A 14,368-nucleotide genomic window follows, 5' to 3' on the forward strand; every position below is an offset into this window, starting at 1 on the left:
ATGACATACATTTGCTCCTCAAAAAAAGTTAAAGAAATCTTAACATAAAATGTATGAAAAATAGAAAGACAATTTTTTCGGCTTCTGTTTTATTTTTCTTGGGAACGTATGCTTATGCACAGGAAAAAGATACAGTAAAGACGGCTAATGTAGAAGAAGTGGTTATATTAGGTTCTCGAAGTGGAGCAAGATCTAAAGTAGACAGCCCGGTTCCTGTAGATGTTTTTAATATAAAAGAATCTTCATTGGTTTTACCTCAAACCAATATTTCCCAGATCTTAAATGCTATTGCCCCTTCTTTTACCTCTACGGTTCAGACCAATTCAGATGGTACGGATCATTTGGATCCTGCTCAGCTTAGAGGACTTGGTCCAGATCAGGTATTGGTTTTGGTGAATGGGAAAAGAAGACATACTTCAGCATTAGTTAACGTTAATGGAACTCCTGGAAGGGGAACGGTTGGAACAGATCTGAACGCAATTCCTTCTTTTGCAATCAATAGAATAGAAGTTTTGCGAGATGGGGCAGCTGCCCAATATGGTTCAGACGCCATTGCAGGAGTGATCAACTTAGGGTTAAAAAGAGACACCGGCAAACTGACCGGACAATTTACATATGGTGGAAATCTTACTCCAACAGCCAATGACCATACCGGAAATTTTGATGGTCAAAATTTTCAGGTTGACCTGAATTATGGTAATAAAATAGGAAAGAAAGGTGGTTTTTATAATATTACCTGGACTTCTCAGTTCAGAAATCCTACTTATAGAGCAGGAACAGAAAGTGGAGCAATATATAATGCTTATAACGCAATTGAAAAAAGAGCTTTGAATGATGGCGTAAATCTTTCCACATTATTCACAGACATTAATAATACGCCCAACTCTCAGCAGATCGTAAATTATATTCATCAGTATTCCCAGAATGTAAATTATTTTTCTCAGGATTTTCAGAATCAAATCCAGGGGGCTCATACAATTGGAGCATTACAGGGGATATTAGGGCGTGATGTTAGTGATCAGGAACTGGCGTATAGAGGATTAGACAGAAAGGATTTCAATATGCAAGTAGGACAATCAAAACTGAATAATCATCAGCTTTTTGCCAATATAGAAGTTCCTATTAATGATGATTGGAAAGTCTATACATTTGGAGGATATAGTTTCAGACATGGAACTTCGGGAGGTTTTTTCAGAAGACCTAATCAAAGTAGAACTTTTACGGGTCTTTATCCGGATGGTTATCTACCTCAGATCGCAACAGATATTCAGGATTTATCTCTTTCTGCAGGAATCAAAGGAAACTGGGAAGGATGGAATATTGATTTCAGTAATACCTATGGACAGAATTCTTTTGATTACAATATCCAGAATACAGGAAATACTTCTTTGCGATTTGCTTCACCAAATGAGTTTAGTGCTGGAGGATTGAGGTTTTCTCAAAACACAATAAATCTCGATTTCTCAAAAAAATATGATGTTTGGCAGGGGATCAATATTGCTTTTGGGGCAGAACACCGTTATGAGAATTTTAAAATAACAGCAGGGGAGGAAGCTTCTTATGCAACCTATGATGTAAATGGAAATGTATGGAACGGGAGTACTCCAAGACCTACTGATTTCTTCGGAAATGGTACGCAATTTCTTCCTGGTGGATCACAGGTTTTTAGTGGTTTCAGGCCTGATAATGCTGTAAATAAAAACAGACAATCTGTTGCCGGATATGCTGATTTTGAGTTCAACTTTACAGATTGGCTATTGGTAGATGCGGCAGCGAGATATGAGAACTATTCAGATTTTGGCTCTACCTTTAATTATAAAATTGCTTCAAGAGTCAAGCTTGATAAAAATTTAAATCTGAGATTTGCCGGATCTACAGGATTCAGAGCTCCTTCTATCCATCAGATCTATTATAATGTGACTTCAACATTATTTACAAATGGTCAGCTGCTTGATGTTGGAACTTTTAGTAATGATTCAGAAATTGCCGGATTATTAGATATCCCAAAACTGAAACAGGAAACTTCCCAATCAGCAAGCTTCGGATTTACTTATAGAATTCCTTCGGCTAACTTAACCTTTACAGCTGATGGATATTTTACTAAAATTAAAAATAGAATTATCCTTACCGATCAATTTACAAGAGCTGCGGTTCCTGATGCAGCAAAAGTGGCCTTTGATAAAGCAGGAGTCAATGCGGGACAATTTTTTGCCAATGCGATAGATACAGAAACCAAAGGTTTGGATGTTGTAATTACGCACAATGCGAGATTTTCTGAAGTAAAATTGGATAATAACTTTGCTGTTAATCTTAACCAGACCAAAAAAGTAGGAAATGTTCATTCATCAGGTTTACTGGAATCTGCTAATCTGGAAAATACTTATTTTTCTGAGAAATCAAGAATATACCTTGAAGAAGCTGTTCCAAGAGTAAAAGCTACTTTGTCACATAGTGTTTCCTGGAAAAATGCAAGTTTCTATCTTAGAAATACGTATTTCGGAAAAGTTACCGGAGCGGATGTTTTAGATGCTAATGGAGATGGGATTATTGCATTTGATGAACATCAAAAGATTGCAGATAAAGTGATTACGGATGTTTCTGTAGCGTATCAGTTTACGAAAAATGTTGGTTTAACGTTAGGAGTCAATAATGTCTTTGATATTTATCCTACGAAAAACCTTCCGGCATCCAGTAATAATGACCAGTTTATCTACTCACGTTCCACTTCACAGTTTGGACAGAATGGTAGGTATGTCTTCACGAGATTAAATTTTAATTTCTAAAACTTTATTTCATCTAGTTAAATATTGCGGGTAAGGGACCTTCAAAACTGATGATCCTATCATCTGCAAGATCAAAATAAATATCAGGATTTTGATTAGTAAAAGCAATAACAGTCATTCCCGCATTTTTTGCAGCAATAATACCGGAATGGCTGTCTTCTATTACGAAACAAAATTGTGGATCAACATCTAGATTTTTTGCTGAAGTAAAATATACCGCAGGATGAGGTTTGCCTTGCTTTTCAAATTCTGCTGAGGTAATGTGATCGAATAAATGGGTGACCCTTATTTTATCCAGAACAGTTTGAATAATTCTGTAAGGAGAGTTGGTGGCTAAGCCTATTTTATATTGTTTTAATTTAAGATCTTCTATAAACTTTTTTATACCTGCAACAGAACATTCTTCTGTTTGTATCAATTCAATTACCCTTGAGATGACTTGCTGTTCTATAACATCTAGTGCAGCGTTTTCCCAGGGGTATTTTTCATGCCAGAATCGAGCTACTTCGGAAGTCGTCATTGATTGTGTGTGCTTGCTTAATTCTTCAGTGACCTCAACTCCTAAAGAGCTGAAAACTTCATATTCAGCCTGCTTCCAGAATTTCTCACTATCAATGAGAACACCGTCCATATCGAAAATTACGGCTCTTTTAGATTTTATATCCATGTCTTTAGGTCATATGCTGCTTCCCAGAAATGATATTCCATCCGGGTTGACATGATAAAAGCTTCAGTCATTTTTTTTCTTGTTTCCATGGTCGCATTTTCTGCTATTTTATCACAGATTGCAATGGCCTGATCTACCGCAACAGAAAATTCGTCACCACCATAAGTTTCAATCCATTTCTGATAGGGATTATTAACTGTGTTTTGGTTTTTGTAAATGTAATCTCCTACTTCTCTATAGATCCAGAAACAGGGCAATACCGCGGCAACACCAATTTCTACAGATTCTATAGCTGCAGTACTTCTAAGGAAATGGATGTAATGATGACAGGCGGGTTCTAATACTCCTTTATCAGTAACCCCAAAATCTTTAAAATAAAACTCATGTAATGCATTTTCCACTACGATGGCATTTTCAGCAAATCGCATATAGGCAAGTACATCCTTAAGATCGTGAATTTTTGTAGCAATCATTGAAAGTGTTCTTCCAAAATGTTCAAGATATAAGGAATCCTGAGCCATGTAAAATTTAAACTTCTCTTGTGGTAAGGTACCATCTGATAATTCTTTTATAAAGGGCATTTTCAGAATAGATTGATATCGTTCTTCAATACTTTGCCAGGTTTGTTCAGACCATTTCATTTTTGACGAGTTTTTGAGGGTTAAAAAAATGATTAAGCGGACCATTTCCCAGGCCGGTTTTTACATCTTTGCCATTTTCTATAGCTTGATAAACATACTGTTGACCAAGAGAAACGGAGTCATATAAAGTTTTCCCCAGGGCCAAATAAGCCGCAATAGCAGAGGAAAGTGTACAGCCAGAACCATGGGTGTTATTGGTATTAAATTTTATTGTTTCAAAACAGTGGTAATTCTCGTGTTCATCATAGAATAAGGATGTGATCATGGAAGTTTCCTGATGTCCACCTTTAAGAAGAATGCTTTTACAGCCCAATTGTTTGATCTGTTTTCCCGCAGTATAAAGATCATCCAGAGTTTCTACTTTCATATGAGCTAAAATGGCTGCTTCATCCATATTTGGAGTAATAACATCAGCAATAGGAAAGAGCCTTTCTATAATAGCGGTAATGGTGTCTTCTTCAATAAGCCTATGTCCGCTTGTTGCTACCATTACAGGATCAAAAACAAGAGGTATTTTTTTGTATTTACTTAATGTTGAAACAATGACTTCTACCAGTTGCGGGGTGTGAACCATTCCGATTTTAATGGCATCAGGGAAAATATCATCCAGAATAGCTTCTATCTGATCTGCTACAGCTTCTACAGGAATAGGGTAGATTTTTCTTACGCCTTGTGTATTCTGTACAGGTAAAGCGGTTAAGACAGATGTGGAAAAACAACCTAACGCGGAGGCTGTTTTAATATCAGCTTGAATACCTGCACCACCACTTCCGTCAAATCCGGCAATCGTTAATACCGATGGATATGTATACTTTTTCATTTTAGAATTTCATTTTTTAATTCATAAGCAGCTTTTTGAGGATCATCAGCACTGCATATGGCCGAAACCACAGCGATACAATCTGCTCCGGCGTTTATAATATCCTTAACATTAGTGAGATGAATATTACCAATTGCCACCAAAGGTTTTTCTGTGAGCTGTCTGATCTTTGTAATTCCATCAAGTCCCCATTCTGTCACCGTATCAGATTTTGTATTCGTTCTGAATACAGGGCTAATTCCAAGATAATCAGATTCTGTGATCTGTTCATTTTCAAGTTGAGACAGATATTCTATAGAGTAGCCTATGATTTTATTTTGAAGAAATGGCTGTTGTCTGAGATAAGTAGGTTTTGCATCATTATTACCTACATGAATTCCGGCTACATTTATATTTTTTGTAACTTCAATATTATCATTAATAATAAGTGGAATATTATACTTGTCTGTAATTTCAATCAGTTGACTGGCTTTTTTGATAAACTCGCTATTAGAACAGTTTTTTTCTCTCAGCTGAATAATATCTACGCCACCAAGAATAGCCTTTTCGGCGACTGTTAGAAAACTTCTTCCGATACAATCTGCCTCAGAGATCACAAGATAAAGTTGATAAGGAAAAGGATGTAAACTCATTTTCTTTCTATCTTTAAATAACTGATAAATTCCTTTTCCGTCATGTTATACAATTTATCAATAAGATTGACCTGGAGACTTCCTGGTCCTTTACTTTCCAAAACAGCAAGTTCACCAGCAATACCTATCAATGCCATTGCAGCTGCCACAGCTTCACTTATATTTTCCGTAATACCTATGAATGCTCCGATAATTGCAGTAGCAGAACATCCAAGACCTGTTACTTTAGTCATCATCGGATGTCCATTGCTGATAAGAAATATTTGTTGACTATCTATAATGATATCTGTTTCACCGGAAATGCATACGATTGCATGGTAGTGATCCGCGAGAAAATGTGCAGCGTTAATGGCTTCACTACTTTTTGCTGTGCTATCGACCCCTTTAGTAATACTCGTATTGGCTTTAGCAAGTGCAATAATCTCAGAGGCATTACCTCTTATCACTGTAGGCTGGTATTGCAGGAGCTGATTTAAAGTAGCATCCCGAAAAGTTGTTGCTCCTGCACCTACCGGATCCAAAACCCAGGGTTTCTTTACTGAATGTGCGGCTTCAGCAGCGATTAACATCGATTCAGACCAGTATTCATCGAGTGTCCCAATATTGATGACCACTGAATGGGCAATATTGACCATTTCATGAATTTCAGATTTTGCATGAGCCATGATAGGTGAAGCTCCGACAGCCAAAAGAGCATTAGCTGTGTTATTCATCACAACATAATTCGTGATATTATGTACAAGAGGAGAGTGTTGTTTTACCAACTGTACCAGTTCCCAAAGATTTTTGTCCATTGTTATTGATTAAAATAAAAATAGCTTCAGGAAAAAATCCAAAACAAAAGTACATTGTAGAGAATGTCTTTTTGCTTTTCCCTACGTCGGTGTAAGCCGTATCAGGTTCAAAGGGACTCTCTCAATTCTTTTTCAGAATACCCCTAAAGCAAGACAAATGTATAAAAATTATCAGAGCAGGCAAAGAACCAGCAAAGGATCTTTTTATCTTTCTACTAGTTCCTTTACGGTTTCTCCATAAAAATCAGTTTCAGATTTATTGATTTTTAAAAGTTCATACCATTTTCTAAAAGCACCAATAAATACAATAAGCATTAATGCCATGGCAACAACTGCTAGTGTAGCAAGTAGATATTGTTCTTTAGGGAGATAGATAACTGTTACCTGAATATAGCCAGCCCAAAATGTGATGATTGCCATAAATACTCCTGGAATAGCTGAGCAAAGTGCATATTTTCCTCTGTTCAGCCGGATAAGCATCGTAGTGCACACGATGAGTCCACAGGCTGCTAAAAGTTGATTGCTAATTCCGAATAATGGCCAGATACTGCTTACATTACCTGTGAAGACCAGATAGCCCCAGGCAAAAGTAAAAATAAGACTGCTTATAATGATTCCCGGTATCCAGTTTTTATCATTGAATTTTGGAATGACAGAGCCCAGCATTTCTTGTAAAAAGAACCGTCCTACTCTTGTTCCGGCATCAATGGCAGTAAGGATAAATACAGCTTCAAACATGATCGCAAAGTTGTACCAATAAGCCATCAGCTGATCCATATATGGGATCTTATTAAAAATATGAGCCATTCCTACGGCCAGAGAAACAGCTCCACCAGTTCTTCCATGTAGGTCGATGCCTATTTTTTGAGAAAAGTAATCAATGTCTACTCCGTGAAGAGAAGGATGTGTCGCAAGAAATGCATCGTAAGATTCTTTAGGGGTATTGATCGCAAAATAGTCGCCGGGCATTAAAGTACAGGCGGCAATTAAAGCCATAAGGGCAACAAATCCTTCTACCAACATCGCCCCATAACCTACAAAAAGAATTTCTCTTTCTTTATTCAGCATTTTAGGTGTGGTTCCGGTTGCAATAACGGCGTGGAATCCTGAAATGGCCCCACAAGCAATCACTATAAAAATAAAGGGCAGAACCGGGCCTCCTATAACAGGGCCACCACCATTTACAAATTGACTGATCGCTGGCATTTGTACCGTTGGATGTATAGCAATTACGCCTATGGCAAGCATGACGATGGTTCCGATTTTTAAATAGGTAGAAAGATAGTCTCTTGGTACCAGAAGTAACCAAACAGGTAATACTGAAGCTAAAAAACCATATAAAGGAATAGCGATAGAAATAGTAGTAATATCCCAGGAAAATAGATTATTCATTGTTTCATTCTGCATCAGGTTATGCCCACCAATAATACCTGCGATCAAAAGCACACCGCCTAAGATGCTGGCAAAGGTCACACTATTTTTTCGGTAGCGCATAATTAAGCCCATGATAATAGCGATAGGCATAGTGATTACTACTGTAAAGAGAGACCATGATGCCTCGTGCATGGCATTGATGCAGGCAAGTGATAAACCTGCCAACGTGAGAATCAGGATGAATAAAATGGCAAAACCGGCAACAGTTCCTGTTGTTTTTCCAATTTCTTTAGAAGCTATGGTAGCTAAACTTTGTCCCTTGTGGCGAACAGAGGCAAATAAAACAACCATATCATGCACACCCCCTCCCAGGACGCAGCCGATCAAGATCCATAAAGCACCTGGAAGATATCCGAATTGAGCTGCGAGTACAGGTCCAACCAGAGGTCCCGCAGCAGCTATGGCCGCAAAATGATGCCCAAAAAGAACATTTTTGTTAGTGGCAACATAATCCTTACCATCGGCAAATTCCAATGCAGGGGTTGTATTTTTATCATTAAGACGCAATACTTTATTGGCCAGAAAAATACCGTAGAAACGGTAGGCAATTGCAAAAATAAGGACTGAAGTGAAAACTAAAGTTAAGGCGTTTATGTTATTTAGGAAATCCATATCATCTTAGTTTTTTATGAATAAATAATTAAATTTTTTGTTTATTTTACTTTGAATAATTTAAACAATGGCCAAGTTAATTAATTTATGAATAAAAAATATAGATATGTATATTAATTTAGCAAATTAATAAAGTGGAAAGCTTTTTTATGTGTTAAAGTGCTATAAACCAGTATGTATATTGTGGTGTTGATTTTGTGAACTATATTTATTAATCGGTTTTAATAATTAGTCACTACTCGTTCATCATCATTTACTGGGTTTATTTTTTTTGAGATACGATATAGTCTACCATTTCATCAACAAGCTGATTGAGATAGGATTTATCGGTTGTTCCAAAACCGTGTATTCCTCCTTCAACAATGGTTAGTTTATTTTTTATGTCCTTTTTATCTAATTTTCTTTTTAATATTTCAGATTGTTTCAAGGGAACAATTTTATCTTTATTACCCTGTAAAATCAGAGTAGGTGTAGCATTGTCAATATAGGTTACAGGAGATAAGGTTTTAAAATAATCGATCACTTTTCTTTTGTCTTTTTTTATATCATAACCTGAGATTCCTAAGATCAGCTTATCCCTGAGATCAACAATTTTTTTTGAAAACAGGCTGACAAAAAAAGCACCCACGTTTCCTACACGGGTATGTAGTAATTTATTAAGATCAGTTGGTCCAAAATTATTTACAACATAATTCACTTTTGCCGAATAGGGTGAAAGCTCTGGAGCTCCAACAAACTCGTTGTCCTCAGTATAAGCTGCCAATAATGAGAGATGAGCTCCTGCAGATGCTCCGAAAAGGCCAATATTATTGGTGTCAAAATGATATTTATCGGCATTTTTTCTTACCCATCTAATGGCATCTTTAGTGTCCTGAATAGGAAGAGGAAAATGGACATCCTTATTCACCAGCGTGTAGTTGATACTCACTACGGTATATTCTTTTTCTACAAGTTTTAGAATCATATTTTCTATATATGAATCAGCGTGTATCACTTTATCACCTCCTATCCAACCTCCACCATGCACATAAATAAGAACAGGATGTTTTTCATCGGAACTGTTTTTAGGGCTGTAAATATCTAAAGCTACAGAGCCTTCTTTATTAGTTTTATAAAAAATATTTTCTGAAACAGTTGTTTTTTCCTGTAAGAGTATACTTTTAGGGGTTTGTGCTTGAATTTGATTTTGAGAGAAATTTAAATTAAATGCACTTAAAGATAAAACAAAAAACAGGTTTAATAAAAACCTGTATAATGTAGTATGGTTGTTAAATGATTTCATATGATTTTTTTTGAGGAAATTAGTTACTTTACTAACTCCTCAAAAAGTTTACCAAAAGTTTTTTCCAGGTCTTTGGATTTTCCGGGATGAGGTCTTGAGGTTTGAACAACAGAGCTGCGTACAGCGGTTAACCAACGGAAACGTTCTGGAAGTTCCAATTGTGCAATAGGTCCACCGTCTTTATCTCCATTGGCAATTTTTTTAAAACTTTCCAGATTTTGAATAATATCTTCGTAGTCCAGTTTACTGTGCATAAGATTGAATTTATCGGGACACAGATAAAAATCAGCCCGGATAAATTTTTCCTTTTTTGAAAACATAACAAGACCTACATTGAAAAATTCTTCTCTTTCAACCTTTGGTACCAAACGTATTACGGCGTATTCGTATATTTTATCCTCTTGCATTTTTCGCTTCGTTTAGAAAGGTTTGTGAATTCTCTAGCCTTGTTTTCATAAATTGGAAGTATACTTCACGAATCTCCTCAGGAGTTTCATCAGCGTCATTCCACTGTAACCAATCTTCAGGGATTAAATTAACGATTTCCCTGAACACAGTATCATTTAAAACTTCATGTGCCCACTGATCAGCTTCATCCAGCATCTTAGCTTTAGGAAGTAAAACGTGATCTTTTACATATTTAAAAGGTGTTTTTGCAGCAGTATCAAAATTCTCCCATGAATGGTGGAAATAAAAAGAAGCTCCATTATCAATTACCCAGAGTTCCTTATGCCACATTAATAAGTTGGTGTTTTTGTAAGTACGGTCGATATTGGTAATAAATGCATCCAGCCATACGATTTTTGAGGCTAAAAGTGGGTCAATAACAACACCAGGATCATAAGTAATAGATCCGGAAAGATAATGAAGACCAAGATTTAATCCTTCTGAAGATTTCAGTAAATCCTGAATTTCTTCGTCTGCTTCAGTTCTCCCAAAATCAACATCAAGGTTTACAAAAACCAATTCAGGAATTTTTAATCCTAAAACTTCTGTGATTTTTCCACCTAAAAGTTCTGATATCAACATTTTTACTCCATGACCTGCACCACGGAATTTTAACACATATTTAAAATCGTCATCAGCTTCCGCCAAAGCAGGAAGAGATCCACCCTCTCTTAAAGGCAGGATATAACGCATTACGGTTACCGTTCTTAAATCCAACATATCGCAAAAATAAGATTTTACTTTGTGTTTGTTTCTATTTTTAATATTTTTAGTTGAAATTAAGTTAGTAGCAAAAAGGATAAAGTCATTTTATCATAAGATAAGTTTAATTGCATCTCATAAGGACTTTCACTTTTAACTAAAAAAAGAAATATGGAAATCACAAAAAAACAAAATGTAATCCTCTCAAATCCTGAAACCAGGGATTTCCTTGCTGATGCGTTTTATTCCGAAACGGATAACAAACTACCTTTAGTGATTTTTGTTCACGGTTATAAAGGCTACAAAGATTGGGGAGCCTGGAATCTGATGGCTGAAAAATTTGCAAAAGCCGGATTTTTCTTTGTTAAGTTTAATTTCTCACATAATGGAACAACTGTAGAAGATCCTGATAATTTTGCAGATTTAGAAGCTTTTGGTAAGAATAACTATTCTAAAGAGCTTTCAGATTTGGGAGTAGTGATTGATTATTTTATTAAGGATCCCAAAGTTGATGATCAGAAAATAATACTGATAGGCCACAGCAGAGGGGGTGGGATTTCCATTGTTAAAACTTTTGAAGATGAACGAATTAATGGGTTGATTACATTAGCTAGTGTAGATACTTTAGACCGTTTTCCAGATGGGGCTAGTTTGGAGAAATGGAAAAACGAAGGAGTTTATTATGTTTTAAATGGAAGAACTAAACAGGAGATGCCTCATTATTACCAGTTCTATGAAAATTTTGAACAAGATGCTCATCGTTTTGATGTAGAAATGGCTACAGAAATGGCAAAGGCTCATTTATTGATTGTCCATGGAACAAATGATGAAAGTGTAGAGGTAAAGAATGCAGAACATTTACATATTTTGAACCCTAATTCCGAATTGTTTTTAGTTGAAAATGCCAATCATACTTTTGGTGCAAAAGAACCTTGGACTGAAGCTGGTCTTCCTCAAGATTTAAATACGGTTACGGAAAAATGTATTGATTTTATTAATCTGAAAATGTAGGGCAAATGTAAATTTGTTTAATAAAGTATGACTTTAATTCCGCAATATGATCCTGAAAATTTTAGAACAGTACTTCAGAACAGTACTGAAAATTTTAACCATAAAGAATCAAATGACTTTTTTATAATTGATCTTGCTATTCAAAAAAACAAAGTTCAGCTTCCATTTCTTCCACATCGTTTGACCGTTAATGATTTTGTATTTGTGAGCAGAGGCGAGCTCATAAAAACGGTATGCTCGGATTCTTACTCTATTCCTGAATCTACCTTAATGATTTTACCGCCGTATAAAATAAGGACCATGGAGAAGTTTTCAGATGATATCGAGGGGTATTACTGCCATTTTCCAGATGATCTTCTTTCACGGGATAATGGATTTAAGGCCCTTCAGGAAATACTTAATTACTTAGATTTAAAAAATGATCATCGTATCACAATAGCAAACAATACAAAGAGGAATCTTTTATATCTTCTGAAAAGGATGAAGGAATTGTATAAGCAGAATGATGTCAATTTGATCATCTCATACTTGCAGACATTTTTAGCAGAGATAAAATCTATTATACAAGATCTTCCACCTATTGTTCTTACTGCAAACGAAACTATCGCTTTCCACTTTAGAAAAGCAATTACTCAATATATTAATACTGTTCATAGCATTCAGGAATATGCGGATATGCTGCATGTTTCTCCTAATCATTTAAATAAATCTGTAAAGATGGCAACCGGAAAAACGGCTTCGTCAATTATCAGTGAAACTCTGACGATGGAAGCTAAATCACTGCTCTCCAATACTCAGTTAAGTGTCGGGGATATCGCTTTTTCTTTAGGAATTGAAGACCCGTCCTATTTTACCCGTTTCTTTAAAAAACACATTGGTGTTTCTCCCAATCAATATAGGAAGAGGATTGATTTGTCCTATTAATTGCTTTGTTTGTTCTATATGTAAGCCTGTTTTATTGCTGAAATTTGCAATATAATAGTTTGAAATTATGGATTTTAAAAGCGGGTTGATGTTTTTCTTAGGGTTCGTTTTGGCTAAGGCTCAGACGAGTGATGTGAAAGAAAAGCTAAATGCTCCTGTTGCTTTTGAAGTACTTGCAGGCAATGTGGGAATTGCTTCTCAACTGAATATCAATAAAAATTTTAAAGATGTCCATGGAATTTCTTTTTTCAGTGTCAGTAATATTTCTTCAAAATGGAACGAACAGAATGCCAAAGATGCCATGTCACAATTCAACTTGGCGTATGAATTTCTGAAAGGCTTTCGCGTACTTGGAGGAATACACTATACACCATCTACAGGTTTAAGGCCAAGTGTTATGGTATTGTATTCTTATGTAGCAGAAAATATGACCATCGTTTTCGGTCCCAGAGTAGATCTGTCTGATAATAGTAATGTGGAGGGTTTTGGAATGCTGGAATATAAACCAAAACTGAACGGGAATTGGCAGGTATATTCAAGGCTTCAAGGACTATATGCGCAGTCTGTTAAAAACGGTAATCATGCGAGAAGTTATTTAATGATAAGAGCTGGGGTCAGTCATCATGATTATAGTTTTGGATTTGGGGCAAACTTTGATGCTTATGATCCGGAAAGGATAGTGAAAAATAATTTTGGAATTTTTGCTTCCATCAGGTTATTCAAATAATATTAATTTTAATAATAAAATACAATGATACATACAGAATTGAAAAAATATTTTGAGCGAATACATTTTACAGGGAATGCTGCTGTTAATATAGAAACCTTGAAAAATATCCATGAATTGCATCCTCAATACATTACATTTGAAAATATTGCTACTTATACAGGGTATGTCCCGAAGGTTGACATAGAATCAGTTTTTAATAAATTGGTGATAGAAAACAGGGGTGGATATTGTTATGAACAAAATGTTTTGCTGAAAAATGTTTTAGAAACAATAGGCTTTGATGTTACCGCTCATCTTGGAAGAGTTTTATGGGGAAGAGAGAAGGAAGGGAAAGCTGCTCGTACACATATGTTGCTTACTGTAACCCTAAGCGGAGAAAAATATCTTGTGGATTCGGGATTTGGGACAGTGACGCTAACATCTCCGCTAATTTTACAGTCAGTGAATGAACAAATAACGCCCAATGGTCTTTTTCAAATATCTTCAAATAATCATATTTACACTCTATCTTTAATTGGAGAAGAAAATATGCCGATCTATGAATTTTCTTTAGAGCCTGCCGAGCAGACTGATGTAGAAGTTGCTAACTGGTATATCGCTACGAATCCATCTTCCATCTTTAGAGAAAATCTTATTGTGACAAAAGTGGATGTAATAGCTCGTTACACGTTAAACAATAAATCTCTAAACATACGCTATAACAATGGGACCAGAGAAAATATTGATGTCATTAATCATGAGGATTTGTTTATTTTGCTTGAAAATGTATTCCATATTAACTTAAATAATATTAAAGATAAGGTCGTTCTTATCAAAAAATTTATTGGAGAAGCGTAATCTATTGAAAGTGGGTAAAATAAAAAAAGATGGTTTAAAAAACCATCTTTTT

Annotated in this window: 14 protein-coding genes and 1 riboswitch; of the genes, 5 read left to right on the forward strand and 9 right to left on the reverse strand. The window is 35.7% G+C overall.

What is annotated here, in order from left to right; genetic code table 11:
- Positions 1–53 precede the first annotated feature (53 nt).
- Positions 54–2,783, forward strand: coding sequence for a TonB-dependent receptor plug domain-containing protein (locus J7E44_RS10205; protein WP_214828969.1), 2,730 nt, complete (start codon positions 54–56; stop codon positions 2,781–2,783).
- Between the two features lie 13 nt (positions 2,784–2,796).
- Here the strand turns inward: J7E44_RS10205 and hxpB are convergent, their stop codons facing one another.
- The 9 genes from hxpB to J7E44_RS10250 all read right to left on the reverse strand — a co-directional run bounded on the left by hxpB (position 2,797) and on the right by J7E44_RS10250 (position 10,832).
- Complete coding sequence (hxpB, locus tag J7E44_RS10210) at positions 2,797–3,450, reverse strand: hexitol phosphatase HxpB (protein ID WP_214828976.1); 654 nt, start codon at positions 3,448–3,450, stop codon at positions 2,797–2,799.
- Entirely contained in the window at positions 3,441–4,091 is a 651-nt protein-coding gene (gene tenA / locus J7E44_RS10215) for a thiaminase II (RefSeq protein ID WP_214828978.1), read from the reverse strand. Before tenA ends, hxpB begins: the two co-directional genes overlap by 10 nt.
- Positions 4,078–4,911, reverse strand: coding sequence for a bifunctional hydroxymethylpyrimidine kinase/phosphomethylpyrimidine kinase (gene thiD, locus J7E44_RS10220; protein ID WP_214828980.1), 834 nt, complete (start codon positions 4,909–4,911; stop codon positions 4,078–4,080). Before thiD ends, tenA begins: the two co-directional genes overlap by 14 nt.
- Positions 4,908–5,543 (reverse strand): thiamine phosphate synthase, encoded by a 636-nt coding sequence (gene thiE, locus J7E44_RS10225; protein ID WP_214828983.1) that lies wholly within the window; start codon positions 5,541–5,543, stop codon positions 4,908–4,910. The genes thiD and thiE overlap by 4 nt, the downstream gene beginning before the upstream one ends.
- Positions 5,540–6,337 (reverse strand): hydroxyethylthiazole kinase, encoded by a 798-nt coding sequence (gene thiM / locus J7E44_RS10230; protein WP_214828985.1) that lies wholly within the window; start codon positions 6,335–6,337, stop codon positions 5,540–5,542. Before thiM ends, thiE begins: the two co-directional genes overlap by 4 nt.
- Before the next feature lie 61 nt (positions 6,338–6,398).
- A riboswitch (TPP riboswitch) is annotated at positions 6,399–6,492 on the reverse strand.
- Positions 6,493–6,541: 49 nt separating this feature from the next.
- On the reverse strand, positions 6,542–8,383 hold the full coding sequence (locus J7E44_RS10235) for a carbon starvation CstA family protein (protein ID WP_214828987.1): 1,842 nt from the start codon (positions 8,381–8,383) through the stop codon (positions 6,542–6,544).
- A gap of 262 nt (positions 8,384–8,645) precedes the next feature.
- On the reverse strand, positions 8,646–9,665 hold the full coding sequence (locus tag J7E44_RS10240; protein WP_214828989.1) for an alpha/beta hydrolase: 1,020 nt from the start codon (positions 9,663–9,665) through the stop codon (positions 8,646–8,648).
- A gap of 23 nt (positions 9,666–9,688) precedes the next feature.
- Positions 9,689–10,072, reverse strand: a complete 384-nt coding sequence (locus J7E44_RS10245) for a DUF3037 domain-containing protein (protein WP_214828991.1) — start codon at positions 10,070–10,072, stop codon at positions 9,689–9,691.
- The gene (locus J7E44_RS10250; protein ID WP_214828993.1) at positions 10,059–10,832 is read right to left on the reverse strand and encodes a HipA family kinase; all 774 of its coding nucleotides are present in this window, start codon (positions 10,830–10,832) and stop codon (positions 10,059–10,061) included. The genes J7E44_RS10245 and J7E44_RS10250 overlap by 14 nt, the downstream gene beginning before the upstream one ends.
- A gap of 153 nt (positions 10,833–10,985) precedes the next feature.
- On the opposite strand from J7E44_RS10250, the gene J7E44_RS10255 reads away from it, so the two are divergent.
- From J7E44_RS10255 to J7E44_RS10270, 4 genes are all read left to right on the forward strand, one after another.
- Positions 10,986–11,825 carry an alpha/beta hydrolase family protein gene (locus J7E44_RS10255; protein ID WP_214828995.1) on the forward strand — a complete coding sequence of 280 codons (840 nt, stop codon included), beginning with the start codon at positions 10,986–10,988 and terminating at the stop codon, positions 11,823–11,825.
- Positions 11,826–11,852: 27 nt separating this feature from the next.
- Positions 11,853–12,749 (forward strand): helix-turn-helix domain-containing protein, encoded by an 897-nt coding sequence (locus J7E44_RS10260; RefSeq protein WP_214828997.1) that lies wholly within the window; start codon positions 11,853–11,855, stop codon positions 12,747–12,749.
- Positions 12,750–12,816: 67 nt separating this feature from the next.
- Entirely contained in the window at positions 12,817–13,476 is a 660-nt protein-coding gene (locus J7E44_RS10265; RefSeq protein ID WP_251040538.1) for a hypothetical protein, read from the forward strand.
- 24 nt (positions 13,477–13,500) lie between these two features.
- Positions 13,501–14,316: an arylamine N-acetyltransferase family protein gene (locus tag J7E44_RS10270; RefSeq protein ID WP_214828999.1), complete on the forward strand. Its 816-nt coding sequence runs from the start codon at positions 13,501–13,503 to the stop codon at positions 14,314–14,316.
- The last annotated feature ends 52 nt before the right edge of the window (positions 14,317–14,368 follow it).

Source organism: Chryseobacterium sp. ISL-6 (genome assembly GCF_018613715.1).
GTDB lineage: Bacteria > Bacteroidota > Bacteroidia > Flavobacteriales > Weeksellaceae > Chryseobacterium > Chryseobacterium paludis.

What these genes read in the sequence shown, in the direction of transcription:
- J7E44_RS10260 (WP_214828997.1), top strand. Translation starts at nt 11,853, where the DNA reads ATGACTTTAATTCCGCAATATGATCCTGAAAATTTTAGAACAGTACTT.
- tenA (WP_214828978.1), bottom strand. Translation starts at nt 4,091, where the DNA reads ATGAAATGGTCTGAACAAACCTGGCAAAGTATTGAAGAACGATATCAA.
- J7E44_RS10235 (WP_214828987.1), bottom strand. Translation starts at nt 8,383, where the DNA reads ATGGATTTCCTAAATAACATAAACGCCTTAACTTTAGTTTTCACTTCA.
- J7E44_RS10255 (WP_214828995.1), top strand. Translation starts at nt 10,986, where the DNA reads ATGGAAATCACAAAAAAACAAAATGTAATCCTCTCAAATCCTGAAACC.
- hxpB (WP_214828976.1), bottom strand. Translation starts at nt 3,450, where the DNA reads ATGGATATAAAATCTAAAAGAGCCGTAATTTTCGATATGGACGGTGTT.
- J7E44_RS10245 (WP_214828991.1), bottom strand. Translation starts at nt 10,072, where the DNA reads ATGCAAGAGGATAAAATATACGAATACGCCGTAATACGTTTGGTACCA.
- J7E44_RS10265 (WP_251040538.1), top strand. Translation starts at nt 12,817, where the DNA reads ATGGATTTTAAAAGCGGGTTGATGTTTTTCTTAGGGTTCGTTTTGGCT.
- J7E44_RS10205 (WP_214828969.1), top strand. Translation starts at nt 54, where the DNA reads ATGAAAAATAGAAAGACAATTTTTTCGGCTTCTGTTTTATTTTTCTTG.
- J7E44_RS10250 (WP_214828993.1), bottom strand. Translation starts at nt 10,832, where the DNA reads ATGTTGGATTTAAGAACGGTAACCGTAATGCGTTATATCCTGCCTTTA.
- J7E44_RS10240 (WP_214828989.1), bottom strand. Translation starts at nt 9,665, where the DNA reads ATGAAATCATTTAACAACCATACTACATTATACAGGTTTTTATTAAAC.
- thiE (WP_214828983.1), bottom strand. Translation starts at nt 5,543, where the DNA reads ATGAGTTTACATCCTTTTCCTTATCAACTTTATCTTGTGATCTCTGAG.
- thiD (WP_214828980.1), bottom strand. Translation starts at nt 4,911, where the DNA reads ATGAAAAAGTATACATATCCATCGGTATTAACGATTGCCGGATTTGAC.
- J7E44_RS10270 (WP_214828999.1), top strand. Translation starts at nt 13,501, where the DNA reads ATGATACATACAGAATTGAAAAAATATTTTGAGCGAATACATTTTACA.
- thiM (WP_214828985.1), bottom strand. Translation starts at nt 6,337, where the DNA reads ATGGACAAAAATCTTTGGGAACTGGTACAGTTGGTAAAACAACACTCT.